The 22303-nt window shown below is 64.2% G+C and carries 26 protein-coding genes; 4 read left to right on the forward strand and 22 right to left on the reverse strand.

The annotated features are described in order from the left end of the window. The 14 genes from R3C13_RS08305 to R3C13_RS08370 all read right to left on the reverse strand — a co-directional run bounded on the left by R3C13_RS08305 (position 1) and on the right by R3C13_RS08370 (position 7276). Positions 1-432: an NlpC/P60 family protein gene (locus R3C13_RS08305; RefSeq protein ID WP_371310344.1), complete on the reverse strand. Its 432-nt coding sequence runs from the start codon at positions 430-432 to the stop codon at positions 1-3. Further along, positions 429-1076, reverse strand: a complete 648-nt coding sequence (locus R3C13_RS08310) for a DUF2163 domain-containing protein (RefSeq protein ID WP_371310345.1) — start codon at positions 1074-1076, stop codon at positions 429-431. The genes R3C13_RS08305 and R3C13_RS08310 overlap by 4 nt, the downstream gene beginning before the upstream one ends. Next, positions 1077-1697 carry a TIGR02217 family protein gene (locus R3C13_RS08315; RefSeq protein WP_371310346.1) on the reverse strand — a complete coding sequence of 207 codons (621 nt, stop codon included), beginning with the start codon at positions 1695-1697 and terminating at the stop codon, positions 1077-1079. Then, the gene (locus tag R3C13_RS08320) at positions 1694-2062 is read right to left on the reverse strand and encodes a phage tail tape measure C-terminal domain-containing protein (RefSeq protein ID WP_371310347.1); all 369 of its coding nucleotides are present in this window, start codon (positions 2060-2062) and stop codon (positions 1694-1696) included. The genes R3C13_RS08315 and R3C13_RS08320 overlap by 4 nt, the downstream gene beginning before the upstream one ends. Next, positions 2049-2237, reverse strand: coding sequence for a phage tail assembly chaperone (locus R3C13_RS08325; protein ID WP_371310517.1), 189 nt, complete (start codon positions 2235-2237; stop codon positions 2049-2051). Before R3C13_RS08325 ends, R3C13_RS08320 begins: the two co-directional genes overlap by 14 nt. Then, positions 2237-2530 carry a GTA-gp10 family protein gene (locus R3C13_RS08330; RefSeq protein WP_371310348.1) on the reverse strand — a complete coding sequence of 98 codons (294 nt, stop codon included), beginning with the start codon at positions 2528-2530 and terminating at the stop codon, positions 2237-2239. Before R3C13_RS08330 ends, R3C13_RS08325 begins: the two co-directional genes overlap by 1 nt. Beyond that, positions 2527-2940 (reverse strand): phage major tail protein, TP901-1 family, encoded by a 414-nt coding sequence (locus R3C13_RS08335; protein ID WP_371310349.1) that lies wholly within the window; start codon positions 2938-2940, stop codon positions 2527-2529. Before R3C13_RS08335 ends, R3C13_RS08330 begins: the two co-directional genes overlap by 4 nt. After that, entirely contained in the window at positions 2940-3317 is a 378-nt protein-coding gene (locus R3C13_RS08340; RefSeq protein WP_371310350.1) for a DUF3168 domain-containing protein, read from the reverse strand. Before R3C13_RS08340 ends, R3C13_RS08335 begins: the two co-directional genes overlap by 1 nt. A 26-nt stretch (positions 3318-3343) precedes the next feature. Continuing rightward, positions 3344-3889: a hypothetical protein gene (locus R3C13_RS08345; protein WP_371310351.1), complete on the reverse strand. Its 546-nt coding sequence runs from the start codon at positions 3887-3889 to the stop codon at positions 3344-3346. A gap of 60 nt (positions 3890-3949) precedes the next feature. Then, on the reverse strand, positions 3950-4153 hold the full coding sequence (locus R3C13_RS08350) for a hypothetical protein (protein WP_371310352.1): 204 nt from the start codon (positions 4151-4153) through the stop codon (positions 3950-3952). A gap of 152 nt (positions 4154-4305) precedes the next feature. Continuing rightward, positions 4306-5481: a phage major capsid protein gene (locus tag R3C13_RS08355; protein ID WP_371310353.1), complete on the reverse strand. Its 1176-nt coding sequence runs from the start codon at positions 5479-5481 to the stop codon at positions 4306-4308. Positions 5482-5512: 31 nt separating this feature from the next. Further along, entirely contained in the window at positions 5513-5932 is a 420-nt protein-coding gene (locus R3C13_RS08360) for an HK97 family phage prohead protease (RefSeq protein ID WP_371310354.1), read from the reverse strand. Further along, a complete protein-coding gene (locus R3C13_RS08365) occupies positions 5925-6155 on the reverse strand; it encodes a hypothetical protein (protein WP_371310355.1) in 231 nt (76 codons plus the stop codon). The genes R3C13_RS08360 and R3C13_RS08365 overlap by 8 nt, the downstream gene beginning before the upstream one ends. Then, positions 6155-7276: a phage portal protein gene (locus R3C13_RS08370; RefSeq protein WP_371310356.1), complete on the reverse strand. Its 1122-nt coding sequence runs from the start codon at positions 7274-7276 to the stop codon at positions 6155-6157. The genes R3C13_RS08365 and R3C13_RS08370 overlap by 1 nt, the downstream gene beginning before the upstream one ends. 221 nt (positions 7277-7497) lie before the next feature. Between R3C13_RS08370 and R3C13_RS08375 the strand changes: the two genes are divergently transcribed. Further along, positions 7498-8382, forward strand: coding sequence for a ParA family protein (locus R3C13_RS08375; RefSeq protein WP_371310357.1), 885 nt, complete (start codon positions 7498-7500; stop codon positions 8380-8382). Further along, positions 8379-8831 carry a hypothetical protein gene (locus tag R3C13_RS08380; RefSeq protein WP_371310358.1) on the forward strand — a complete coding sequence of 151 codons (453 nt, stop codon included), beginning with the start codon at positions 8379-8381 and terminating at the stop codon, positions 8829-8831. Before R3C13_RS08375 ends, R3C13_RS08380 begins: the two co-directional genes overlap by 4 nt. 171 nt (positions 8832-9002) lie before the next feature. Here R3C13_RS08380 and R3C13_RS08385 read toward each other — a convergent pair whose 3' ends face one another. The 5 genes from R3C13_RS08385 to R3C13_RS08405 form a co-directional block, all read right to left on the reverse strand. Beyond that, entirely contained in the window at positions 9003-10217 is a 1215-nt protein-coding gene (locus R3C13_RS08385) for a DNA-packaging protein (protein WP_371310518.1), read from the reverse strand. Positions 10218-10233: 16 nt separating this feature from the next. After that, complete coding sequence (locus R3C13_RS08390) at positions 10234-10629, reverse strand: hypothetical protein (protein ID WP_371310359.1); 396 nt, start codon at positions 10627-10629, stop codon at positions 10234-10236. 93 nt (positions 10630-10722) lie between these two features. After that, positions 10723-12531, reverse strand: a complete 1809-nt coding sequence (locus R3C13_RS08395) for a SulP family inorganic anion transporter (RefSeq protein ID WP_371310360.1) — start codon at positions 12529-12531, stop codon at positions 10723-10725. A gap of 28 nt (positions 12532-12559) precedes the next feature. Further along, positions 12560-13426, reverse strand: a complete 867-nt coding sequence (locus R3C13_RS08400) for an MBL fold metallo-hydrolase (RefSeq protein WP_371310361.1) — start codon at positions 13424-13426, stop codon at positions 12560-12562. 11 nt (positions 13427-13437) lie between these two features. Beyond that, a complete protein-coding gene (locus tag R3C13_RS08405; RefSeq protein ID WP_371310362.1) occupies positions 13438-13773 on the reverse strand; it encodes an ArsR/SmtB family transcription factor in 336 nt (111 codons plus the stop codon). 297 nt (positions 13774-14070) lie between these two features. Here R3C13_RS08405 and R3C13_RS08410 point away from each other — a divergent pair, with 297 nt between their 5' ends. Both R3C13_RS08410 and R3C13_RS08415 read left to right on the forward strand, forming a co-directional pair. Continuing rightward, positions 14071-16884 carry a TonB-dependent receptor gene (locus R3C13_RS08410; protein WP_371310363.1) on the forward strand — a complete coding sequence of 938 codons (2814 nt, stop codon included), beginning with the start codon at positions 14071-14073 and terminating at the stop codon, positions 16882-16884. Between the two features lie 94 nt (positions 16885-16978). After that, positions 16979-18004: a phytase gene (locus R3C13_RS08415; RefSeq protein ID WP_371310364.1), complete on the forward strand. Its 1026-nt coding sequence runs from the start codon at positions 16979-16981 to the stop codon at positions 18002-18004. Here the strand turns inward: R3C13_RS08415 and R3C13_RS08420 are convergent. From R3C13_RS08420 to R3C13_RS08430, 3 genes are all read right to left on the reverse strand, one after another. After that, positions 18001-18651 (reverse strand): hypothetical protein, encoded by a 651-nt coding sequence (locus R3C13_RS08420; protein WP_371310365.1) that lies wholly within the window; start codon positions 18649-18651, stop codon positions 18001-18003. The genes R3C13_RS08415 and R3C13_RS08420 overlap by 4 nt on opposite strands. 66 nt (positions 18652-18717) lie before the next feature. Then, a complete protein-coding gene (locus tag R3C13_RS08425; protein WP_371310366.1) occupies positions 18718-20871 on the reverse strand; it encodes an alpha-glucuronidase family glycosyl hydrolase in 2154 nt (717 codons plus the stop codon). A 43-nt stretch (positions 20872-20914) separates the two neighbouring features. Next, positions 20915-22147 carry an SGNH/GDSL hydrolase family protein gene (locus tag R3C13_RS08430; protein WP_371310367.1) on the reverse strand — a complete coding sequence of 411 codons (1233 nt, stop codon included), beginning with the start codon at positions 22145-22147 and terminating at the stop codon, positions 20915-20917. Positions 22148-22303 lie beyond the last annotated feature (156 nt).

The raw sequence follows: 22303 nt of genomic DNA on the forward strand, positions 1-22303 counted from the left end.
TCAGTCCTCCACGCCAGGAAGCCGGAATGCGGCCACAATCCGCCGCCGCCACCATGGCACCAGCCGTGTCTCAACGGCCGCGCGCCCCCAATATGCATGCACCACCGAGCCCTCACCTGTCGCCATCCCGCAGTGCTTCGCCGGCACACCCGTCCCCATGCGGAAGATGAGCACATCACCCGCCTTCGCACCGGAAGCTGGCACTTCAGCCATGTGGCGCGCACCGGCCTCCAGCAGGGTCTCTTCACCCAGCGCTTCCGCCCAATCCGGCGAATAGGGCGGCACCAGTTCCGGCTCCGGCCCCACCTTGGCCCGCCAGACGCCGCGCACCAGGCCAAGGCAATCACAACCCACACCTTTCAGGCTCGCCTGATGCCGGTATGGCGTGCCGATCCAGCTGCGCGCTTCGGCAACAATCTCTTCGCGCCTCATCGCTTGCCGCCATTATTGCCGGTCGCCGCCGGGCCCTGAAGCACAAAATCCGCTCCCGGAAGATGTGGAAAGCCCCGGAAGTTCGCTGCATTTCCAAACGTGTCGCGGCATGTCGGGAATTGCTGGTCGCATGTCAGACCAGGAAGGGCCGCGATATCCACGCCGCACCGGGCATCGCCCAGCACCGCATCGCAGGCGCGCGCATAGACTCGCCCCACCGGGCGCTCGATATCCGCCTTCAGTGAAACAAGTTCTGCCTGAAACCCGCCCGGCCCGCGGCTCACTTCGCTCAACCGGCCGGACCAGACCGCCGCGAACAGGTCGGGCCTTTGCCAGTCCACCCGCAGCACGTCGACACGCGCACCATCCCACAAGCCTGCCGAAAGGTCGGCTTCGGTGATGCCATCGTCGGCCAGCACGCCACCTGCCGCAGCCTGCCCCGGCTTCAATCCGGCCGATTGCGAAAACGCGCCGGCACTCAGCGCTCCACCGGGCTGGTAACTCACACCATCGACGACCAGCGGCGCGTCATGCTCGGTCGAGGCAAGCACCGCCCCATCCTTCCGGGTCAGCCGCCAGCACAGGCAGGTCGTCGTGGCCCCGCTCGCCAGCCGCTCAGAAAACTCGGTTTGCAGACTACGCATCTAACACCCCACCAGTTCGACCAACGGAATGCTTAGAACTCGCCCCGCCCCGAACGCCTCAAGGTTCACGTCGAGACGATCCGAATCGAAACGCACCGGGCAATCGAACCGGAAGCCCGCTGTAACGGCCTGCCCTTCGCCCGGCGCAACAGCCAACGTCACCAGCCCCGTCGTGGCGTCGAGGGAAAACGCCGCTTCTTCGCCATCGACAGCAACAACGACGCTTCCGTTCACCGGCTTCAGGATCTTCCGTGTCCAGCCATTATAGTCCTTGATCAACTGGAAACCGGTCGTCTCCCCGTCGCCCAAACCAATAACCTGATCGCTGGCGGATACCGCCGCGCCGGGCGCCCCGCTGCGATCATCCAGCGCATCACGAAAGCGGAACCCGTGCAGCCGCCCGGCCCGGGCTTCAAAGAAGGCGATGACCTCCTGCAGGGCTTCAATCCGCGACACCGCGCTGCCGACGTCCCATCGCCGGCGCGAACCTGACCAGGCCGCATTTCGAACTTCCGCACCGCTCGCCAGCGTGACGACGTCAACGCGCCGCTCCGGTCCGCCACTTGCGGCGAGCGCCAGCGGCAGCGGAAAACTCACCTCATGGAAATTGGCAAGGCTCACAGGAAGCGTCCTCCTTGACCGACCAGTCGCGCCAGAACCGCCCCGATGGCATTGCGCCCCGCGATCGCGGAGGATTGTTCTGTCCCCGGCGCGAAGTTCATGTTCACGTTGAACGCGCCGCCCGACGGGGGCGGACTGAACACGGCTTCCGCCGCAATCCTTGCAAGGTTCCTCAGGATCGCATCCGTCATGCGCTGGAAGTCCAGCTCTCCGCTTCGCGCGGCCTGCGCTAGTGTTGCCTCGATCTGCCGGCCCGCCTGGCCGAAGGCTTCATCCAGTGCCGCCGCGGCCTGCCGTCCGGGCCCTTCGGCCAGCGCCTGCAGCGCGTCGGCCGCCGACGCAATATCCGCCTCAAACTCTCCCATCACCCTCTCCCTGTTCATCCGGATACTGACTCATCAGCATCATCAGCGTCCCGCGTGAAAGACCGCCCTGATCGCCGGACAGCCAGCGCCATTCCCTGAGCGACAGGCGCCAGAACGCCTCTGGCCCTATGCCGGTCGCGATCGCGGCTCTCAGCATCACGCCCCAAGGCAGCATCACCCGACCAATCCCAGCCGAAATGCCTCTGCCACTGCCCGCGCCGCCGCGCCGGGCGAGACGCTTGCAGAATTCAGCTGCGCTGCCGCATCCGCCTCACCCCCGCCCCGCAACAGCGCTGCCAGCACAATCACAAGATCGGCCGCGGACAAGCTGCGCATGCGTGCATCAAGTTCGCTCATCCGGACACAGCCGAAGCCCGCCTCAATTTCCGCCAACGCCCCCAGCGTCAGGCACAGCCTGCGCTCCACGCCATCGATCACCAGTCCGGTTTCTCCTCGCGCGGCATTCATAGCGCCGCCTCGAACGTGATCAGGCCCGCACTTTCAAGAGTGACCGAGAATTCGGCTTCGCCGTCATGCTCCCCGCTCCAGCTGAGTTCCGTAATCTGGAAGACACCTTCCAGCACTCCGAAATCCGGAAGGACAAGCTGCCAGGCCGGCGCGTCGCCCGCGAAGAAAACGCTCCGCATCCGGGCATCGCTGGCGCTGTCCTTGAACACGCCTCGCCCGGCCACCCGCGCCGATCTCGCCCCGGCGCCTGCCAGCAATTCCCGCCAGGCCTCCGGACTGTCAGCGCCGGTCGCATCCACCATGGCGGCGGAAAGCTGGATCCGGCTCGCGCGAATGCCCGCGAGCGTCACGAACGCCCCCGCACCGTCTGAAATCTTCAGCAGGATATCCCTGCCTTTCTGGCCAGCCATCACGCCCCCTCCTCTGATATGATCCGGACACGCACCACGCCGCGGAAGGCGCGCCGGTCCGCGGTGCGCATGGCGTCGGCGTAGAGCACCTGCGCCAGCACGACATGCGCGCCCGGCACCGCCCAATCCGCCTGGTCCACGGCCGTCCGCAGCGCCGACAGGCACTGCTTTGCCCCCTTCAGGCCGTCGTCGCGCGAATAGCAGGCGAGCGTGATCCTGTGTTCCAGGCCCTTCACGAGGCTCGCGCCGCCCGGCGTCGTCTCATGACGCTCAAGCAGGGCGTAGGGAAACAGTGGCTCCTCGCTTTCCGCATCGAACACCCGCGCTGGCGATCCGAACACGGACTGCACGCCCGCATCCGCGCGCAGTATCGACATCAGCGCTGCCTGAATGCCCCCCTCGCTCATAGCCGCACCTGCGTGTGCGCCCCGACCGCCGCCGCGACATCCTGCGGCAGGTCACCCTCCTCGCCCCGCCGGTACGCAACGTGCACCAACCGCTTCAGTGCCTGGACAAGATCGTCCGGCACATCCGTGGCCGCGCCATACCCGGCCACAAAGGTGACCTCTGCGCGTCCACCGGGAGGCATGCCCGGCAGCGGCGTGAAGGGCCTCAATGACAGGCGCCCGTCCATCAGTTGGAACCGCCCGGTCACCAGGTCGCCCACACCGTCGGCATCCTTCAGCTCGACAGACACAAGAGCCGTCGCAGGTGACGGCGCGAGGCAGACACCGCCCCGCGTGAGTCCAACCGGCCACGCGCTCCAGCTACGTCTTACCGTGCGCGAGACCAGCGCAATGCCGCCCACAATCTCCAGCCGCGCTTCGGCGGCTGAAATCAGGGTGCTGACGAGCGCATCTTCCCCGTCATGCCCGATGCGCAGGTATTCCTTCGCCGCCGCAAGAGACAAAGCCGCCCCAGCTGGCGGTGTCACCACCGTCAGAGTCATAAGTGAATTCCTTTGGAAAAGGAGGCTGCTCCGGACCTGCCGGAACAGCCTCCGGTCAGATCAGACGAGCGCCTGCAGCTTCTCCACCACGGCCGCGCCGATCGGCAGGCCGATCGACCGCACGACTTCGTCGTCGATCTCGGTCTCGGTGGAATTGATCAGGGTCGCGACGGCTTCGGCCACCTTGGTCGTGAACTCGTCCTGCTGCGGCTTGGTCAGCAGCGAGGCCTGGCGAACGAGAGCGATGATAACGGATTCGAACATTTGGTTTTCCTTTTCCGAACAACGAGTGACTTGATCTTCCCCCGCCCGCGGGGGAAGTGGACCGGACGCCATTGGCGGCCGGGTCGAAGGGGGACTTCCCTCCGACCGCTTCGCGGCCACCTCCCCCGCAAGCGGGGGAGGATAAGAGCGGATCAGAACACCATCACCTTCACGGCGTCGAAGTTCTGGATGCCTCCGCCGACGCGCTTGGTCGTGTAGAACAGCACGTAAGGCTTGGCGCTGAACGGGTCGCGGAGGACGCGGGCGCCCTGCCGGTCGGCGATCAGGTAGAAGCGGCGGAAATCCCCGAAGGCGATGGCCGCATTGCCCGTCCCGATGTCCGGCATGTCCTCCACTTCCGTTACCGGATAGCCGAGAATGGTCGCCGGATCGCCGCCCGTACCCGGCTGCCACAGGTAACGCCCGTCGCCATCCTTCAGCTTACGGACGGCCGCCACCGTGCGCCGGTTCATCACAAAGCGGCCATTGGTGCGGAACTGGCTCTTCGGCGTGTAGATGAGGTCGATCAGCTGGTCGGCGGCATTGGCGGCCGTGAAATCGCCCGCAACAGAGCCTACCTTGCCCCAGACATGGCTGGCCTCGGCGACGATGTCGTAGTCGAGGAAACCCTTGGGCTTGTTCGCACCGTCGCCGCTCACGAAGGCCGCCGATTCCTGAGCCGCGAAGGCGTTTTCCACCTCGTCCGCCAGCCAGGCATCGATGTCGGAATAGGAATCTTCCAGCAGGGTCTGCGTTGCCGCCGGCATGGCATAGAGTTCGCCGGCCGGGAATTCCAGCAGGGAGAGGCCGGAATGCGCCGTCTCCGTGCGCGAGCCTGTCTCGCTCACCCAGCTTGCTGCCGCGCCAAGGCTGACCGGCTTGCGATAGGTGCCGGCAGACGTCTGGCGCACGGTCGCGATCTGACGCATCGGGCTTGCCGCCATGAGGCGCGCCTCAATCAGCCGGTCCAGCTCCGGCGGGGCGGTATACCCGCCCTGCGCATCCGTCCCGGCGTTCAGCGCCTTGACGTCCAGGCGGGCGAGGCCGCTCTCGTCACCACTGCGCAGGTATCGGCCCCACGCCTCGCTGCGGGCATCCGGCTCAGCCGCCGGCGCCGATCCGGCTTCCGGCCGTGCCATCTTCAGGCTCAGCGCTTCCAGCCGGCGGTCGATCCGCGCGAGCCGCTCATCCGTCAGCGGATCGCTCGCACCGCGCGCCTCGATCTCCGCGAGCCGCGTATCATTGGCGTCGCGGAAGGCTTCGAAAGCCGCCATCAGGTCCGCCTCCGCCGCCTTGTTGCCGCCTGCCATCTTGGTTTCCTTGGTCATTGTTTCTCCTTCACCACCCAAGTTCCGGCCCTCAGGCCACATTCCTGTCCATGCCCGGCGCGGTAAACCGCGCCTGCGGCTGCATCGGGGTCGCCACCAGCGAGATTTCGACGAGGTCCACTTCGATCAGGTCACGCCCGCCGCCCGTCCTCGGCTTCCACAGGCGGGGCCGGAATCCGATCGACAGTCCGTTCAGGCCGCGCAGCGCAAGTGATCCGGCCGAATGCCTTTCAATCAGCCCTCTGACGAACAGGCCCCGGCCGTCTTCCACGACCCGCGTCCACCGCCCCGCCAGCGCGCCCTGGCGATGCTGCAACAGCATCGCCAGGGGCGCCCCGGACCTGAGGGTGCGCGCAAAGGCACCCGCGCGCACCACATCCCCCGACAGGTCCGGTATTCCAAACAGGGCGGCATAGCCCTCGATCAGGATGGGCACCGACAAATCAGTCATCCTTTGCCTCCACCCGCCGCTCGATCCGCCCGAGCTGGGCGCGCACATCTTCCAGCTGCGCCTCGACGCGCACCAACCGCTCGGAAATGCTCTTGCGCTCATGCAACTCGGTTTCGACGGCGGCGATGCGTTGCGCCGCGGCGCCGGCCCAGACCAGTGCGCCGCCGGTCTGGATCAGGATCGCCATGATCAGGCTGATCGTGACTTTCTTCTCGATCTCCATCAGTCGAGCCCCGCCAGCCTGCGCTTTTCTTCAAGCGTTGCGAACGAAGCACTTTCGAGGCGCGCCCAAAGCGATTCCCGTTCGGCCGAAAGCGCCGGAACACGGTCAAGGTCACAGGTCACGTCGACATCGCCGCCGAAGGGCTCGTCCAGCCACACCGACAATTCCGCCGCCATTTTCTGAGCCATCGGGAGGATCGTCGTGCGCCAGAAAGCTATGTTCGCTTCACGATAATTCGCATACGTATTGTCGCCCGGTATCCCCAGCAGCATCGGCGGCACGCCGAGGGCCAGCGCAATCTCCCGCGCGGCATTGTTCCGCGCTTCCAGGAAATCCATGTCAGCCGGCGACAGCGACATCGGCCGCCAGTCGAGCCCGCCTTCCAGCAGCAGCGGGCGGCCTGCATTCGCCGCACCTGAATAAAGCGCGTCCAGGTCTGCTTTCAGCCGGTCGAACTGGTCCGGCGGCATCCTGCCTGTGCCGGAGTAGATGAGCGCGCCGGAAGGCTTGGCGGAATTGTCGATCAGGGATTTTGCCCAGTCGGCGCTGGCATTGTGCAGGTCCAGCGCGCGGCGCGCCGGGGCAAGCGCCGGCAGGCCCAGAATGTCATCCTGCGGATGGAACAGCCGCAGGTGCAGCACCGGGCACCAGCCGCTCTTCTCACGGCGAATGATCCGCTCGCCGCGGGTTTCCCGCACGGTCCACGCCTCGGCCCAGCCGCGTCCGTCTGTGACCGGACGCACACGCGACGGCTGCAGCGGATAGAGTGCCGCAATCCCGGTCTCACCAGGCAGGCGCACCGCCTCCAGGAAAGCATTGCCGTGCAGCTGCAGCTGGGTGTACGCGCCTTCGAAGAAGGCCGCGGCAGATTGCTCCGGCACCGGACGGCGCAGCAGGTCCGCAGCGCCCGCGTGGCTGGTGACGAGCGGCACGCTGGCCGCCGCCTCCGCGACAAGGCGGATACACCGGTATGCCACGGCATTCTGAACGTATCCGTCGCGCGTCAGCGCGCTGCCATCACGCCCGCCCCAGACCGCGCCGCCCGGCTCTGTGAGCGCCACCAGCGGCGGGGCGGACTTTGCATTCCGCTCCGATTTCCACCATCCCCAGTTCCAGGCCATGCCGCGCCGTCCTTATCCGCCATCGATGGCGAAGAGTTAAGGGAACGGCGCACCTGCCGGATTGGTTTTGAAAAAATCAAAGTTTATCAACGCGAATTACGGGAATCAGCGTGGATAGTGCGCTGATTTATCCTGCAATTTGCGACGTTTAGGACGTAGCCATCCCCGCCCAAATCTGCTTTGTGCCTCTGTCTTACAAGGGGATAGGAGGAGCTGGAAGAATGTCGGCACGTGTCATTTCCATTGCCAATTCGAAAGGTGGCGTCGGCAAGACAACCACTTGCGTCAGCCTCGCGGAAGCCTTCGCGGCAGAAGGCCGGCGCACACTGGTTGTGGACCTCGACACCCAGGCCAACGCGTCGCTTCTGGTCTTCGGCAATGACGGTGACGAACACCTGTTCCAGGCGATCAACGACTACGCCACGATTTCCGACTGGCTGCTGGAGAATTTCGAGGCCGGCGAACAGCGCCGCCTCGAGGAATTCATCGTCACAGACGCTTCCGACGTCACCTCGGGCGGCAAGCCGCTGCCGCTGGATCTCATCCCGTCCAGCCCGCGCCTGCGCAAGACCGAGAAAGAACTGATCTATCACCTCACCGAGCAGGGCTATTCCATGGAGGCCCTGGAAAACCAGGTCGGCCGGCGCCTGCGCGACGATTTCAACCTGCTGAAGTCGAAATACGACGTGATCGTGTGCGACTGCCCGCCCGGCATCTCGACCATGACCGAAGCCGTGCTGGCCGCCAGCCACCTCGTCATCGTGCCGACCATTCCGGACTTCATGTCCACGCTCGGCCTCGACCTCTTCACCGGCGATGTGATGCGCGGCCTGCGCGACCGTGACGTCAAGAGGCTCCCCATGGTGCTGGCGACTCGCTATGATGGCTCGCCGCACCAGCAGGTGATCCTCAACGCCATGCGCGAGGCGGCCGCCGCCAAGGAAGCCGAATTCACCATGTTCAAGACCGTCATTCCCATGAAGCCGGGCTTTGCCACCAACCCGATCGAACTCGGGCCCGACCCGACGCTTGAGGCGAAGTGGCCGGGCGATACGCTCGCCACCATCCGCCAGCTGCTTGCGGAAGTGAAAGGCGCGCTCGCATGAGTGGTGAGGCTGACCCGCGTCCCGCCGATGCACTGAAGGCGCTGCTCGATTCCAGCGTGTTCCGCGCGCTCGGCGAAAAGGAATTCTCCGCAGCAGCCGGCCTGCTGACGAAGAAACTGATGACCGCCGCCGGCCAGACCATCGCCGACATGAAGGCCCTGCGCGACGCAGTCGGCGAGACCCTGTTCGAGGCGCAGCTGAAATCGCTGACCGCACACCAGGCCCGCCTCCTCGCGCGCCGCCTCGACAAGTCCGTGCCGGACCTCGAAGTCTCCACCGCGGGCGCGGCCTGCGCCTGGATCCGTGGCCTGATGAACGGCACCTCCGTTCCGGCAGCGCCCACCGACCCGGTGAAGCCCGAACCACCCCCCGCCGACACGCCTGCCCCTGCAACGACTGGCGGCGCGAGCGCGTATTTCGGCCGCAAGAGCTTCCGCACCGGGAACTGAGCCCTCACCTCCCACACAGCTCCGCTGTGCGGGCCCCTCCTCTCCCGCAAGCGGGAGAGGGGTTTGCAGCCAGCAGCTTGGCCTCGAAGGCGCCGGGTCCACCCCCTCTCCCTCTGGGAGAGGAGGGGCCCATCGCACTAGCGATGGGAGGTGAGGGCCTTCTGGCGCACGTCACAACTGCCGCACACCTACGGCGCGGACATCCAGCATCAGCGCCCAGACGGCCCAGACGAGCGCGTCCAGCCTGTCCGGCGACCCGCTGAAGCCCTCGGCGCCGAACCGGCACATCTCGTCCTCCAGCTCCGCCAGCTGTCCCACATGGTGCACGCGCCCCTGATCGTAGAGCGTGGCGACCGGCAGGGCCCGCGCCCGTTTCGACAGGCGCGCCTGCACCAGCCGCACCGGCACCGGACAGCCTGCCGTTTCCAGCACCTGACGCACCATCTCCCCGCCCTGGTTCGCCTCCGCGATCACTTCGCGCGCGCCGGAGACGCGCACCAGCGCCACGACCCGGCCCGCCCAGTCGAGCGGCTTCAGGCCCCGTGCCGACGCATCGCCCAGCACATAGGCCGCCTGCCCGGCCCGGCCCGCCGCGACGATGCCACAGGCATCCGCGCCGGCCCCGCTGGTCGCCGGCGGGTCGACCGCGACCACGACATCCTCCAGCGGCGGCGCCAACACCACCCGCACCGAATCAATCTGCCCCCTGACGAACAACGCCCCTTCCGGATCGTCCAGCAGCACGCCGTCCAGCTCCTGCCTTCCCAACGCGGTCCCGCCATAGGCCGCCCGCATCGCGGCGATGAAAGACGGCGCAAGATTGCCCGCATTGTCCTCGGTCCGGCTGAGCGTGCCCACCGTATCCGGCGCTCTGACAAGCCTGCGGATCAGCGGCGTCGGCCGGGGCGTCGTCGTCACCAAGGCCACCGGATTGGCGCCCAGCCGCAGCCCCATCTGCAACATGTCCCAGGTCCGGTCTCCATAGGTCCACGCCGCCGCCTCGTCGCACCAGGCCGCTTCAAACTGGGGCCCGCGCAGACTGTCCGGATCTTCGGCAGAGAAGATTTGCGCCACCGCTCCATTGTGGAAGACGAGCCTTCGGCGCGACGGCTGGAACACCGGCCGTCTCATCCGGTCCGTCTCTATGCGGACAAGCCCGCTCTCGCCCTCGATCATCACTTCCCGCACGTCCAGCAGGGTCGGCCCCACCAGCGCGATGCGCGAATGCCCTGCGAACAATGCGGCCCAGCGCACCCATTCGGCGCCGGCCCGCGTCTTGCCTGCGCCACGACCGCCGCTGAACAGCCATGTGCGCCAGTCCCCCTCCGGCATCAGCTGCGCCGGCCGCGCCTCGATCACCCAGGGCATGTGCCCGATCGCACGCATTTCCTGCTCGGACAGGCTATCCGTCTTCCCCTTCCTCAACGCCCGCTTCATGTGCGTTTGCGAAGGCAATTGCCAGACGCTGCGCGATCGCGCGTACTGCTTCAGGGCTGTCGCCCGTTTCGTTTCCGTCATGGTCCCCCACTTCCATAACACTCCAGATACGCCTCGCCTCTCCGGCAAGGCGCGCGATGGCCGCCGCAGCCCCGATCACATCCTGGGCCGGCGGCTTACGGATCAATTCTTCCATCAGCAGATCAGCCGCGAGATCCACAGCCAGCCGGTAGCGCTCCAGCGGCGCTTCCGGCCCCACCAGCCTGTGCCGGTGCAGGTAACGGGAAACGACGGCCCTGTCGCGGCCGACCGCCTCCGCAATCGCCCCGGTCCCGCGGCCCATAAGAAAGAGCAGCCGCATCAGCCGCCGCTCGCTTTGCGAAATTCGTTTTGAGATTGCCCTGGTCATGGCGTGAAAGATTCCACGCCCGAAACCCTGTCGGATAAATTTTGCTTACCGGCCCGTTTCGCGCACGCCGGCAATCGTGACGGACGGGCATGGCACGCTGCCCGGCTCGGTCAGCTTTCCGGACTTTTCGACGGCGGCTTTTGCACAATCGACATCGAGATCGGAGATGGCATCGAACTGGTCGAGATAGAGATTTCCGGTCAGATCCTGCAGGAAATGCGTGCGTTTCAGCCGGTCCGTCACCGGGCCTTTCACCTCGGACAGATGAAGTTTCACGCCGGCATCCTTCAGGCGCGCATTGATCGCCTCAAGGCTTTCCAGGCCGCTCGCATCGATGTGGTTCACCGCCGGGCACATGAGAATGAGGTGCTTCATGTCCGGACGATTTCCGAGGATCGTGTACACCATATCCTCCAAAAAGCGCGCATTGGCGAAGTAGAGGCTCTCGTCGATCCGGATGGTGACGATGTGCTCCGGAACCACGACGCCATATCGGTTCACATTGCGGAAATGGTGCGTTCCCGGCACCTGGCCGACAATCGCGAAGTGCGGCTTCGACGTGATGTAGAGGTGCAGGAACAGGGAAAGGACGACACCCGTCGTCACCCCCAGTTCGACGCCCGCCAGCAGCGTGACGAGGATCGTGCCCGCCATGGCGGCAAAGTCGCGCTTCGAATAGGCCCAGGTGCGGCGCAGGATCTTGAAGTCCACAAGGCTCAGCACCGCTACCACGATGGTCGCGGCCAGCACCGCCTGCGGAAGATTGTGCAGCAGCGGCGTGAGGTAGAGCGCGGCAAGCGCGATCCCGACCGCGGTGAACGCACCTGCCGCGGGTGTCTCCGCTCCGGCATCGAAGTTGACGGCAGAGCGGGCAAAGCCGCCCGTCACCGGATAGCCGCCCGACACACCCGAAGCGAGGCTCGCCGCGCCCAGCGCCACAAGTTCCTGGTCGGGGTCGATCCGCTGACGCCGCTTCGCTGCCAGCGTCTGAGCGACGGAAACCGATTCCACAAAGCCGATAATCGAAATCAGGATCGCCGATCCGATCAGCTGCTCCCACAGGTGCAGGTCGAAGGCCGGCACACCCAGCGTCGGCAGGCCGCTCGGGATTTTGCCGACGATCCGCACGCCCTGCGTGTCGAGGTGCAGGAAGCTCACCGCCAGAATGCCCGTGACCACGGCAATCACCGGCCCGCCACGCGACACCATGCCAGCGGCCTTTTCCTTCATGCCCAGCTGCATCAGCAGCGGCTTGAGGCCCGAGCGTACCCAGAACAGGAACACCAGCGACGACACGCCGATCGCCATGGTCGGCATGTTCAGCTCACCGATCTTCTCGGCAATCTGGACGACCATTTCATAAAGATTGTGCCCACCCGCCGGGATGCCGAGCAAATGCTTCACCTGGCTCGCCGCGATCAGGATGCCCGATGCGGTGATGAAACCGGACACAACCGGGTGACTCAGGAAATTCGCCAGGAAGCCGAGGCGCAACAGGCCGAGCGCCATCAGGAAAATACCGGACAGGAACGCCAGCAGCATCGCCGCGGCGATATACTCTTCCGACCCCTGCGCCGCGATGTTCCCCGCCGCCGCCGCCGTCATCAGCGACAGCACCGCCACCGGCCCGACGGCCAGCGTCCGGCTCGTCCCGAAGATCGCATACGCCACCAGCGGCAGGATCGAGGCATAGAGGCCGACCTGCGGCGGCAGGCCGGCCAGCAAGGCATAGGCCAGCGATTGCGGGATCAGCATGATCGTGACGATCACCGCCGCAATCAGGTCATTCGCCAGCGTCTCGCCGCGATAGGTCCGCCCCCAGTCGAGGATGGGCAGGTAATTCGACAGTTTCATTCCCATGCCCTCGCCGAGCGGCGGCCCCTCAGAGGCCGTTGATCGGGATTTTCAGATAGCGCTGGCCGTTCGCTTCCGGCTCCGGCATCTGCCCTGCGCGCATGTTGATCTGGATCGAAGGCAGGATCAACCGCGGCATGCCGAGCGTCGCATCGCGCGCCTCGCGCATCGCCACGAACTCGTCCTCGGTGACGCCTTCGTGCACATGCACGTTGCGCGCGCGCTCCTCGGCAACTGTCGTCTCCCAGGCAAACTCGTCTCGGCCCGGCGCCTTGTAGTCATGGCACATGAAGAGGCGCGTCTCGCCCGGCAGGCTCAGCACTTTCTGGATCGAGCGGTAGAGCGTGCGCGCATCGCCGCCCGGAAAGTCCGCCCGCGCGGTGCCATAGTCCGGCATGAACATCGTGTCGCCGACAAACGCCGCATCGCCGATCACATAGGTCATGCAGGCCGGCGTATGTCCTGGCGTGTGCAGGGCTTTCGCCTCGAGACTGCCGATGCTGAACGTGTCGCCATCCACCAGCAGCCGGTCGAACTGGCTGCCATCGCGGCAGAACTCGGTGCCTTCATTGAACACCTTGCCAAACACGTTCTGGACCGTGGTAATCTCGGAGCCGATCGCGATCCGGCCGCCCAGCTTTTCCTGGATGTATGGCGCGGCTGAGAGATGGTCGGCATGGACATGGGTTTCGAGGATCCAGTCCAGGGTCAGGCCTTCCGCCTTGATGTAGGCGATGATCTCGTCGGCCGATTCCGTCTTCGTGCGGCCGGACGCCGGGTCATAGTCCAGCACTGAGTCAACGACGGCGCAGGATTTCGTGGCCGGATCGGTCACCACATAGCTGACCGTATAGGTCGGCTCGTCAAAAAAGGCTTTTACCAAGGGGGCGGTCATCTCTTTCTCCATTATATAGTCAGCACACGCACATCGGGGTCCGCCTTGCTGCCCAGCATGACCGAGCAGATGGCATCCACCATGGCGTGGGCGCGCTTGTCCGACAGGGTGTAATAGACGGCTCGCGCTTCCCGGCGTGCGATCAGCACGCCTTCCTCGCGCAGCTTGGCCAGTTCCCGCGACAGGCGCGGCTGGGGAATCCCCAGTTCCGCCTCCAGGGCCCCGACCGACATTTCCCCGCCACGCAGCTGGCAGCAGATCATCAGGCGGTCGGAATGCGACAGCGACTTCAGCAAACTCGTCGCTTCGCTCACCAGCGGTTCCATATTCTGGCTGTCGCGGTTCATGCGCAGGCCTCCATTACGGTCCGGGCGGCGGACCAATCCTGTCCGCCCGGCGCTCATGATACTTTACATAGTTGTAAAGTGAGAGCGGACAAGACGCGCCGCCTGCGCGCTTCGCCGCACCCCCGCGCTTTCCGCTGCGACGCCTGTGACCGGAAAGCATCACGCCCGGCGTTTCGTTTACCCCGCATTACAAATTCTACAGCGGAATCAGCGCGCGTCACAGAACCGTGACAAACCTGTAATCTGCCCGACAAGAATCTGTGGGAAGCGCCCGGTCGGTTCACAAAGGGATCTTCCATGACACGCTCCTACCGCGCTTTCCTCGCCCTTGGCGTTGCCTCCGCCAGCCTCGTGGGCGCCGCCTCCGCTGACGTCATCACCGGCCAGGTGACCGACGCCACCGGCGAAGCCCCCCTGCAGGGCGCCATCGTCACCATCGAGGGACTTGGCCGCACCGCGTCTTCCGACCGTTCGGGCAACTACCGCTTCGCCAACGTGCCGGCCGGCGACTACACGCTGTCGGTCTCTTATGTCGGTGCTGACACGACCACTGCCGAGGTGTCCCTTGCCGGCACCGCGACGCTCGACTTCCAGGTCGGCAGCGACGTGCGCTATCTCGACAACATCCTGGTCGTCGGCTCCACGGCGGCCCAGGCCGGCGCCATCAACCAGCAGCGCGCTTCGAACGCCATCATCTCCGTCGTCGACTCCGACGGTCTCGGCAACTTCCCCGACACGACCGTTGCCGACTCGCTCGGCCGCGTTCCGGGCCTGTCGATCGAGAACGACCAGGGCGAAGGTCGCTACGTCTCGATCCGCGGCATCAACACCGACCTTATCTCCTCCTCGATCAACGGCGTGCGCACGCCGTCGCCGGAAGACCGCCGCGGCGTCCTGCTCGACGGCGTTCCGTCCGACCTGCTCGACGGGATCGAAGTCCAGAAGTCGCTCACCCCGGATGTCGACGCCGACACGCTGGGCGGCGTCATCAACATGAAGACGATTTCCGCCTTCGACCGCGATGGCCGCTTCGTGCGCGCCAAGCTGGAAGGCTCCTATAACGAGATCACCGAGGAAATCTCGCCGAAGGCCACCTTCACCTACACCAACACGTTTGGCGACAAGCTGGGCGTCGCTTTCTCGGCCAACTACCAGGACCTGCGCATCCAGTCGCACAACAATGAGACCGGCGGCTGGGATCTGTTCGACGGCGCCGACTTCGAAGTCCCGCAGGCCGGCGAATTCTACGCCCCGGCCGACGACTATGAAATGCGCTGGTATGACCTGACGCGTGAGCGGATCGGTGTCGTCCTGAACGTCGACTACCGCGCCAGCGAGAACACGGAGCTTTATCTCCGCACCCTGCTCAACCAGTACACGGACGACGAAATCCGTAACAAGTTCGAGTTCCGCGAAATGGATGAGGAGATCGTCTCGGCAACCGACACGACCGTCGCCTATCGCCGCGGCGAAGTCGACGCCGAAGTCCGCAAGCGCGAAGAAGTCCGCAACATCCAGACCTACGCCGTCGGCGGCAACACCTTCACCGGTCCCTGGACGTTCGACTACGAACTTTCCTACGCTCACGCCGAAGAAGACGACTCCAACAATCACGATGTTGCCTTCCGTTCGGCCCCCGAACAGCGCGACAGCGTCATCGGCTCCATCGTGTTCGACTATTCGAACCCGCAGAAGCCTGTCATCACCGGCCCGGCCGTCGCCTTCCTGTACGACCCGGCCAATTATGTGATGGACGCTTTCGAGCGTGAGTACACCACCACCGAAGACGACGAGTGGACCGGCAAGATCGACGTGGCGCGCGAAGCCATGCTCGGCAACACGCCGGTCACGTGGAAAGGCGGCGTCAAGCTGCGCGACCGTCAAAAGGTACGTGACCAGAACCTCGACGTGTACGAACTCGATGATGTGTTCCTGACCGACTACATCACCGACAACGCACAGATCCCGGGCTGGCGCATGTCCAATCCGATGTTCGCTTGGCCGAGCGCCGGGCTGACCACGGCGCTGCGCAACATCGTGACCGATGCGGACCTCAACGAGGGTGACACCAACCTCGAAAGCATCTCGGGCGACTACACGATCGACGAGCAGGTTCTTGCCTTCTACGGCATGGGAACGTTTGAAGCGGGCGACCTCACCACCGTCATCGGCGTCCGTGTCGAGCGCACCAATGTCGACTCCTTCGGCTTCATCTACACTGAAGGCGACACACCGGCGGACGCAACGCGCCGCACCTTCTCGGACGAGTACACCAACGTCCTGCCGAGCGTGAACCTCAAGTACGCGATGGCCGACAATGTGTTCGCCCGCGCTGCCTACTATGCAGCCGTCGTTCGCCCCGGCTTCGGCGAGATGGCGCCGCGCGTCCTCTTCAACGAAGACCGAGACGAGATCGAAATGGGCAACCCGGCCCTCAGCCCCTATGAGGCCGACAACTACGACCTCTCGATCGAGTACTACCCGACCAAACTGTCGATCATCTCGGCAGGCCTGTTCTTCAAGGAAATCGACAACGCGATCTTCCCGGCAACCTTCGACATCGACGAACTGCCGGCCGGCATCGACCTGTCCTTCCTGGATGCCGCGACCGTTGCGGGCCTCGCGGAAGTGTCGACCTATGTCAACGCAGGGAAGTCGAAGGTGAAGGGGGTCGAATTCAACTATGTCCAGGAGCTCAGCTTCCTCGGCGACGCCTTCGACGGCTTCCTCGCCTCGGCCAACCTGACACTGGCTGACTCCGACGCCCGCCTGCCGGACGGCCGCAAGGTTCCGCTGCTGAAGCAGAACGACAAAGTCTGGAACGTGGCCCTCGGCTACGACAAGGGCCCCTGGGATCTGCGTATCTCCGCCAACTATCGCGGCGCCTACCTGGACGAGCTGTTTGGCACGAATCTGGATCGCTACACCGACGAGCACCTCTCGGTCGAAGCCTCCGCCAAGTATGACGTCAACGACCACATCCAGGTCTACCTCGAAGGCAAGAACCTGGGTGACGAGCCGGAATATTACTATCACGGCTCCAAGAGCCGCCTCTCGCAGTATGACGAGTTCGGCTGGTCGGGAATCTTCGGTGTTCGGCTGACTTACTAGACCCGCCCCCGCTAGAACTATAAGCAGTCACAAAAGGGGCCGGAATCGCCAGAGGATTCCGGCCCCCCACATTTCAAGCTCAGGAACCATGCCGATGAAAACCAGAATCTGGCTTGCTGCCCTCGCCCCGCTCGCGGCCTGTGCCACCGCACCGGTCGAATATTCCGGCCCCATCGCCACCGTGATGGCGGTCAATGAAACCGCCCCGATGAACGGTGAAGGCGACCGCGCCGACGACCCGGCGCTCTGGGTCAACGCCACCGATCCGGCCAGTTCCCTCATCCTCGCCACCAACAAGGACGAGGGACTCTACGTTTATGCGCTGGATGGCGGTGAATTGCAGGAACTTCCGGTCGGTCGGGTCAACAATGTCGACCTCCGCGGCAACATTGCGGTCGCCTCGAATGACGAGTTCAACAGCATCTCCTGGTTCCGTATCGACCCCGAAACGCTGACCGTCAGCCATCTCGGCAATAGCGGCACAGACAAGGACGAACCCTACGGCATCTGCGCCGGCCTGCATGGCGAAACCTACCGCGCTGCCGTGACGTATAAGGATGGCACGATCCAGCTCTGGACCGGCAGCTGGGAAACCATCGAAACTGTAAAGCCTGTTCTGGAACGCACGATCCAGCTGCCGTCAAAGCTCGAAGGCTGCGTGTTTGATGACGAGGCCGACCGCCTGTTCGTCGGCGAAGAAGCCTTCGGTGTCTGGACGCTCGATCTCTCCGACGCAGAAGCAAAGCCCGTCCCGGTCGACCGCATTGCCGATGGCAACGGCCTCGTCGAAGACGTCGAAGGCATGAGCCTCTGGCTCGGCGAAAACGGCGCCGGCTACCTCGTCGTCTCCGCGCAAGCTGCTGACAGATATGTAGTTTATGACCGCCAGGCCCCGTTCGCGCCGGTCGGCGTCTTCTCGATCGAGCCCAACAAGGCCATCGGAATCGACGGCGTCAGCCACACCGACGGCCTCGACGTCTCCTCGGCCATACTGCCAGGATTTCCGGAAGGCATCCTGATCGTCCAGGACGATGCCAACCCGATCCCGGAATACGAGCAGAACTTCAAGCTCGTTTCCTGGAAAGACATCGCAACTGCCTTGAATCTCAACCAGGATTAGGCGTGTAGCAACATCCAGACAGCGGCACTGTACAGCAGCGCCAGCAAACCGAACCGGACTGCGGCAGACAGGGCATAGGGGCGAATATCCTCCCATGACGTCTGCCGCGCCACATCGGCCACCGCTTCGGCAATCTCCGCATTCATCCGCTCGCGATTCTCACCCGCCAGCGTGAGCAGGACGCCGCTGGTGCGGGACTGTGGCCGTGAATTGGCTTCCGCAAGCACCTCCTCGAACACGCGCGCCGCAATCGATTCCGTCAGTGCCTTCCGGGGTTTCCACCTGTGACGCCGCAGCTCGATCAGTGCGAGACGCAGCATCGGAAAATTCGTCACCGCATCGCGAATGACGAATGCGGCAAGCGCCGCAGACGTCAGTCCAATAAACGCCGCGCGATCGACATAGCCAAACTTGTGCACTCCAAGCAGGATCAGCAAAATCGCAAGCTTGATCCCGGTCGCGATCAGGAAGCGCCTGAAACTGCGCGAAATGAACAGCATCGCGTCGGCTCGGATGCGATGGCGCGTCTCCTGCGCCGCCGCCTCGATTGCCTTGTTCTTGCGGCCGGTGATTTCTTTTCCCAATGCCTTGCGGCCTGCCAGCAGGCCGGCAGCAACAGCAGACAGGATCACGTAGGGCACAGCCATCGCCTGCCAATATAAGGTGCCTCAGCTCACACCGCGATAGCCGGCTCCATACGATTGCAGCCGCGGCTACTGCCCCTGCCCCGGCGCATTCGGGAAGGTCAGAGCCTTGTAATAGGCAAGATCGTGCTCCGGCGGGGCGCTCCCTTCCGGCAAGGGCAAGCCGTTGATGCTCTGCCAGTAGGCAATCGACGCGTCGCGCCACCATCGGGCTTCATCGTGCTGAATGGCGAGGAAATCGGACACCTGCGCAAAGCGTTCAGGATCGACCTTTCCTTCGAGCACCGCCCAGCGCGCCTGCATGTCCTCAACGCCGGCCACGCCCTTGTCATAGTGGTGGACCAGCGAGTTCCACAGCGTCTCCCCGTTCCGCATCTTGTTTGTCCAGGGCAGCCTGTGGAACCAGAGCAGCAACTCGTCCGGCGTCGTGGCCGCATCGGCCCATTCCCGCTGCAGTGGTTCAGCATACTGCGAGATGGCATCGGATCCTGTTGCCGTCCGGTCGAAGCCAATCGCATCCTTTGTTGCCCGGTGATAATAGTATGGCGTCCAGTCAGCGCGGCCGAGGTCGTCGACCCAGGGCGCCGGGCCGTAATGATGCCCCGTCCCCATAAGGTGCACGAGCCCCAGCGGCGTCATATAGTCCACCACAGTCTCGCGTGACATCATCATGATACTGACAATTTCATCAACGAGAGCCGGCTCACGCCCGAATGTCAGCTTCGCCCAGTCACGCGCAATGGCTTCAGCCGAAGCGTGGGGGTCCCAGGCGAACCGTCCGAACGCATACCAGTTCGCCTGGTCGAAATGGGAGCCGGACCAGTTGCGATCCGTTCCGATGTTCGCAACCCCCGCCATGCCAGTCAGGGAATGCCCCTCGACGGAGCCGTCGATGACGGACGCTACCGGCGCGCCCGCATCGCTCTCAAGCGTGTCGGCCTCAAGGACTTCCTCCCACAGCGTGCCGAGATAGGCGAGATGGGTCGAAAAGCCGAGATATTCCTTGGTGATCTGCAATTCCAGCATGAGCGGCGTCTGCGGCATAGCACCGAACAGAGGATGGAACGGCTCGCGGGGCTGGAAGTCCAGCGGACCGTTCTTCACCTGCACCATCACGTTGTCTGCAAACTGCCCGTCGAGGGGTTTGAATTCAGTATAGGCCTGCTTTACCCGGTCTTCCGGTTCTTCAGCAGAATACACGAATGCCCGCCACATAACGATGCCGCCATGAGGCCCGACCGCCTCGGCCAGCATGTTCGCACCATCTGCATGGCTGCGGCCATAATCCTGGGGGCCGGGCTGGCCTTCAGAGTTCGCCTTGACAAGGAAGCCGCCAAAGTCCGGCACGTGTGTATAGATTTCATCGGCCTTGGCTTTCCACCATGCCCGGACGCGCGGATCCAGCGGATCGGCCGTCGGCAGGCCGCCAAGTTCCATCGGCGCAGAAAACCGGGCCGTCAGATAAAGCTTGATGCCATAAGGCCGGAACACGTCTGCCAGCGCAGCAACTTTGTCCAGATACATTGGCGTCAGTACCGTTGCGTCGGCATTCACATTTGTCAGCGAGACGCCGTTGATCCCGATGGACGCATTCGCCCGGGCATAGTCCGTGTAACGAGGGTCTACATAGCCCGGCAGGCGATGCCAGTCCCAGATAGACTGGCCCGCATATCCCCGCTCCACATGACGGTCGAGACCATCCCAATGGTTCAGCAGCCGATAGCGCGTTCCGGGGCGAGAAACCAGGTCGAGGCCTTTGAGCGGCTCACCTTCGGACATGCGCTGAAGGTATGCGAACGTCCCATACAATACGCCGATGTCGGACCGCGCACTGATCACCGTGACCGTCTTCCAGCCGATCTTCGTTGTACGAATGGCATACCCTTCGGCGCCAACATCATCCTCTGACGGAAGCACTGCCTGCGGCAGTCGCGTATTGCATGCAGGACTGGCAAGAACCAGTGCGCGCCCTTTCAGTCTGGTAGTCTCCGGCAAAGACTTTCCCAGCATGGAACCTGTCGCACGGCGCACTTCCGCAAGCGCCGCTTCGAACGTCGGTGAGGCCACATCGCAGGCAAGCATGACTGAGTCCGGCGCACCGGCCGGGCGCCCGGCGAGGCGCTCATAGCGGAGCCACAGGCGATACCCATCTTCCGCGAGTACGGGCGAAACAGTTGTCAAGAAAAGCACAAACAGGAGAAGTGCCGGCCTTGCGTATCTCATTTATTTCACCCTCCTGAATACCGTCAAACCTGTGTCGAATTGATCATCGGCACGGCTCTGCATCAGCAAACAGATCCAGCGGCACTGACGCCGCCATCTCGGCAAAGCCTGCGGGTGACGGATGCAGCCCGTCGCCGGAATCGAATTCGGGGCTCAGCCGGTCCGGATTGTCCGGATCCCTCAGAACCCTGTCAAAATCGAGCACCGCGTCAAAGACGCCGGACGACCGGATCCAGACATTCACCTCCTGCCGGTCCTGCTCCGTTGCTGGATCGAAGCTGTAAAACTGATTCCCCCGATAGGGGGCTATGGTCGCGCCGATAGCGCTGATCCCATGGGCGTGAGCGCGTTCAACCATTTGCGTGTAAGCAGCCTCTAGGTCATGGACGAGCGCCTGGTGCACCTCCGGCGCGACTGCTCCTTTGCGTGTCAGCGTTCCAAGATCGTTGATGCCTTCGTAAACGATCACATACCGCAGTCCCGGTTGGGCCAATATGTCCCGGTCGAACCTCGCCAGCGCGTTCGGCCCGAGACCATCTTTCAGAACCCTGTTTCCGCCAAGACCGAAATTCAGCACCGAAACGCCTTTGGATCCAAGCCGGTCGGCAAGGAAGTCTGTCCACCGATCATTGCCATTTGTCGTCGAACCGCGCCCGTCTGTAATCGAGTCCCCGATCACGCCCACCGATTCACGCATCCTGTCACTGACCGCGTCTATCCCCGAAACAACGTACCAATGGTCGAGGCGCTCCGCACCGGGGAGGTCTTCCGCGAACACCAGGTTACCGGATGTGAAGTAAGATGTCGTGCGCGACCCCGGATGGCCGGTCTGGCGGGAGGACGCCGAAACAATGTGGAACGTTACCGCCACATCTTCGCCTGCAGCGAGGTTGAAGCCCAATGGATCAGAGTACCAAGCCGCCCCTTCCGGAATCGTCACGCTGGGAGAACCGGCAAAACTCAGGGCAACGGCAGATGCCGGAGCAATTGCGCTGCGTCCGGACCCGGCAGACCTGCCCGCAGACGCCGCGCCAATCGCGAGCGGCCCCTCACCGAATTCATTGGAGAACCGGATACGCATGCGCTCACCCGGCTGCGACACGTGGAGAGTTTGGCGGAGGGTTACATCCTCAAGCGGCGCAATCGGCAGCTCATTGTGCGGCTCTACGAGCTGCTGCGACGACGCCCAGATCCCGGCCCAGCTGCAGGACGGCTCAGCCTCAACGGCTGGCGGCGAACTGCATGCCGCCAGGCCGAGAGTGACCGCGGCGAGCAAGCCCCATGGTGCGCGGCCCTCGCGGGCCTTCCGCGTTCGGGAGGCTTGCCTGTGCATGGTAACCGTCTCTGCGTTTCCTCACCGCCATGATTTCGCGAGGAAATGTTAGCGTCAACAAAAATTCGCCCGCGACCAGCAGGCCGACGGTAAGAACAA

It is taken from the genome of Hyphomonas sp., from assembly GCF_041398385.1.
Lineage (GTDB): Bacteria > Pseudomonadota > Alphaproteobacteria > Caulobacterales > Hyphomonadaceae > Hyphomonas.

What these genes read in the sequence shown, in the direction of transcription:
- R3C13_RS08305 (WP_371310344.1), bottom strand. Translation starts at nt 432, where the DNA reads ATGAGGCGCGAAGAGATTGTTGCCGAAGCGCGCAGCTGGATCGGCACG.
- R3C13_RS08310 (WP_371310345.1), bottom strand. Translation starts at nt 1,076, where the DNA reads ATGCGTAGTCTGCAAACCGAGTTTTCTGAGCGGCTGGCGAGCGGGGCC.
- R3C13_RS08320 (WP_371310347.1), bottom strand. Translation starts at nt 2,062, where the DNA reads ATGGGAGAGTTTGAGGCGGATATTGCGTCGGCGGCCGACGCGCTGCAG.
- R3C13_RS08325 (WP_371310517.1), bottom strand. Translation starts at nt 2,237, where the DNA reads ATGCTGCCTTGGGGCGTGATGCTGAGAGCCGCGATCGCGACCGGCATA.
- R3C13_RS08330 (WP_371310348.1), bottom strand. Translation starts at nt 2,530, where the DNA reads ATGAATGCCGCGCGAGGAGAAACCGGACTGGTGATCGATGGCGTGGAG.
- R3C13_RS08335 (WP_371310349.1), bottom strand. Translation starts at nt 2,940, where the DNA reads ATGGCTGGCCAGAAAGGCAGGGATATCCTGCTGAAGATTTCAGACGGT.
- R3C13_RS08340 (WP_371310350.1), bottom strand. Translation starts at nt 3,317, where the DNA reads ATGTCGATACTGCGCGCGGATGCGGGCGTGCAGTCCGTGTTCGGATCG.
- R3C13_RS08345 (WP_371310351.1), bottom strand. Translation starts at nt 3,889, where the DNA reads ATGACTCTGACGGTGGTGACACCGCCAGCTGGGGCGGCTTTGTCTCTT.
- R3C13_RS08350 (WP_371310352.1), bottom strand. Translation starts at nt 4,153, where the DNA reads ATGTTCGAATCCGTTATCATCGCTCTCGTTCGCCAGGCCTCGCTGCTG.
- R3C13_RS08355 (WP_371310353.1), bottom strand. Translation starts at nt 5,481, where the DNA reads ATGACCAAGGAAACCAAGATGGCAGGCGGCAACAAGGCGGCGGAGGCG.
- R3C13_RS08360 (WP_371310354.1), bottom strand. Translation starts at nt 5,932, where the DNA reads ATGACTGATTTGTCGGTGCCCATCCTGATCGAGGGCTATGCCGCCCTG.
- R3C13_RS08365 (WP_371310355.1), bottom strand. Translation starts at nt 6,155, where the DNA reads ATGGAGATCGAGAAGAAAGTCACGATCAGCCTGATCATGGCGATCCTG.
- R3C13_RS08370 (WP_371310356.1), bottom strand. Translation starts at nt 7,276, where the DNA reads ATGGCCTGGAACTGGGGATGGTGGAAATCGGAGCGGAATGCAAAGTCC.
- R3C13_RS08375 (WP_371310357.1), top strand. Translation starts at nt 7,498, where the DNA reads ATGTCGGCACGTGTCATTTCCATTGCCAATTCGAAAGGTGGCGTCGGC.
- R3C13_RS08380 (WP_371310358.1), top strand. Translation starts at nt 8,379, where the DNA reads ATGAGTGGTGAGGCTGACCCGCGTCCCGCCGATGCACTGAAGGCGCTG.
- R3C13_RS08385 (WP_371310518.1), bottom strand. Translation starts at nt 10,217, where the DNA reads ATGCGTGCGATCGGGCACATGCCCTGGGTGATCGAGGCGCGGCCGGCG.
- R3C13_RS08390 (WP_371310359.1), bottom strand. Translation starts at nt 10,629, where the DNA reads ATGCGGCTGCTCTTTCTTATGGGCCGCGGGACCGGGGCGATTGCGGAG.
- R3C13_RS08395 (WP_371310360.1), bottom strand. Translation starts at nt 12,531, where the DNA reads ATGAAACTGTCGAATTACCTGCCCATCCTCGACTGGGGGCGGACCTAT.
- R3C13_RS08400 (WP_371310361.1), bottom strand. Translation starts at nt 13,426, where the DNA reads ATGACCGCCCCCTTGGTAAAAGCCTTTTTTGACGAGCCGACCTATACG.
- R3C13_RS08405 (WP_371310362.1), bottom strand. Translation starts at nt 13,773, where the DNA reads ATGAACCGCGACAGCCAGAATATGGAACCGCTGGTGAGCGAAGCGACG.
- R3C13_RS08410 (WP_371310363.1), top strand. Translation starts at nt 14,071, where the DNA reads ATGACACGCTCCTACCGCGCTTTCCTCGCCCTTGGCGTTGCCTCCGCC.
- R3C13_RS08415 (WP_371310364.1), top strand. Translation starts at nt 16,979, where the DNA reads ATGAAAACCAGAATCTGGCTTGCTGCCCTCGCCCCGCTCGCGGCCTGT.
- R3C13_RS08420 (WP_371310365.1), bottom strand. Translation starts at nt 18,651, where the DNA reads ATGGCTGTGCCCTACGTGATCCTGTCTGCTGTTGCTGCCGGCCTGCTG.
- R3C13_RS08425 (WP_371310366.1), bottom strand. Translation starts at nt 20,871, where the DNA reads ATGAGATACGCAAGGCCGGCACTTCTCCTGTTTGTGCTTTTCTTGACA.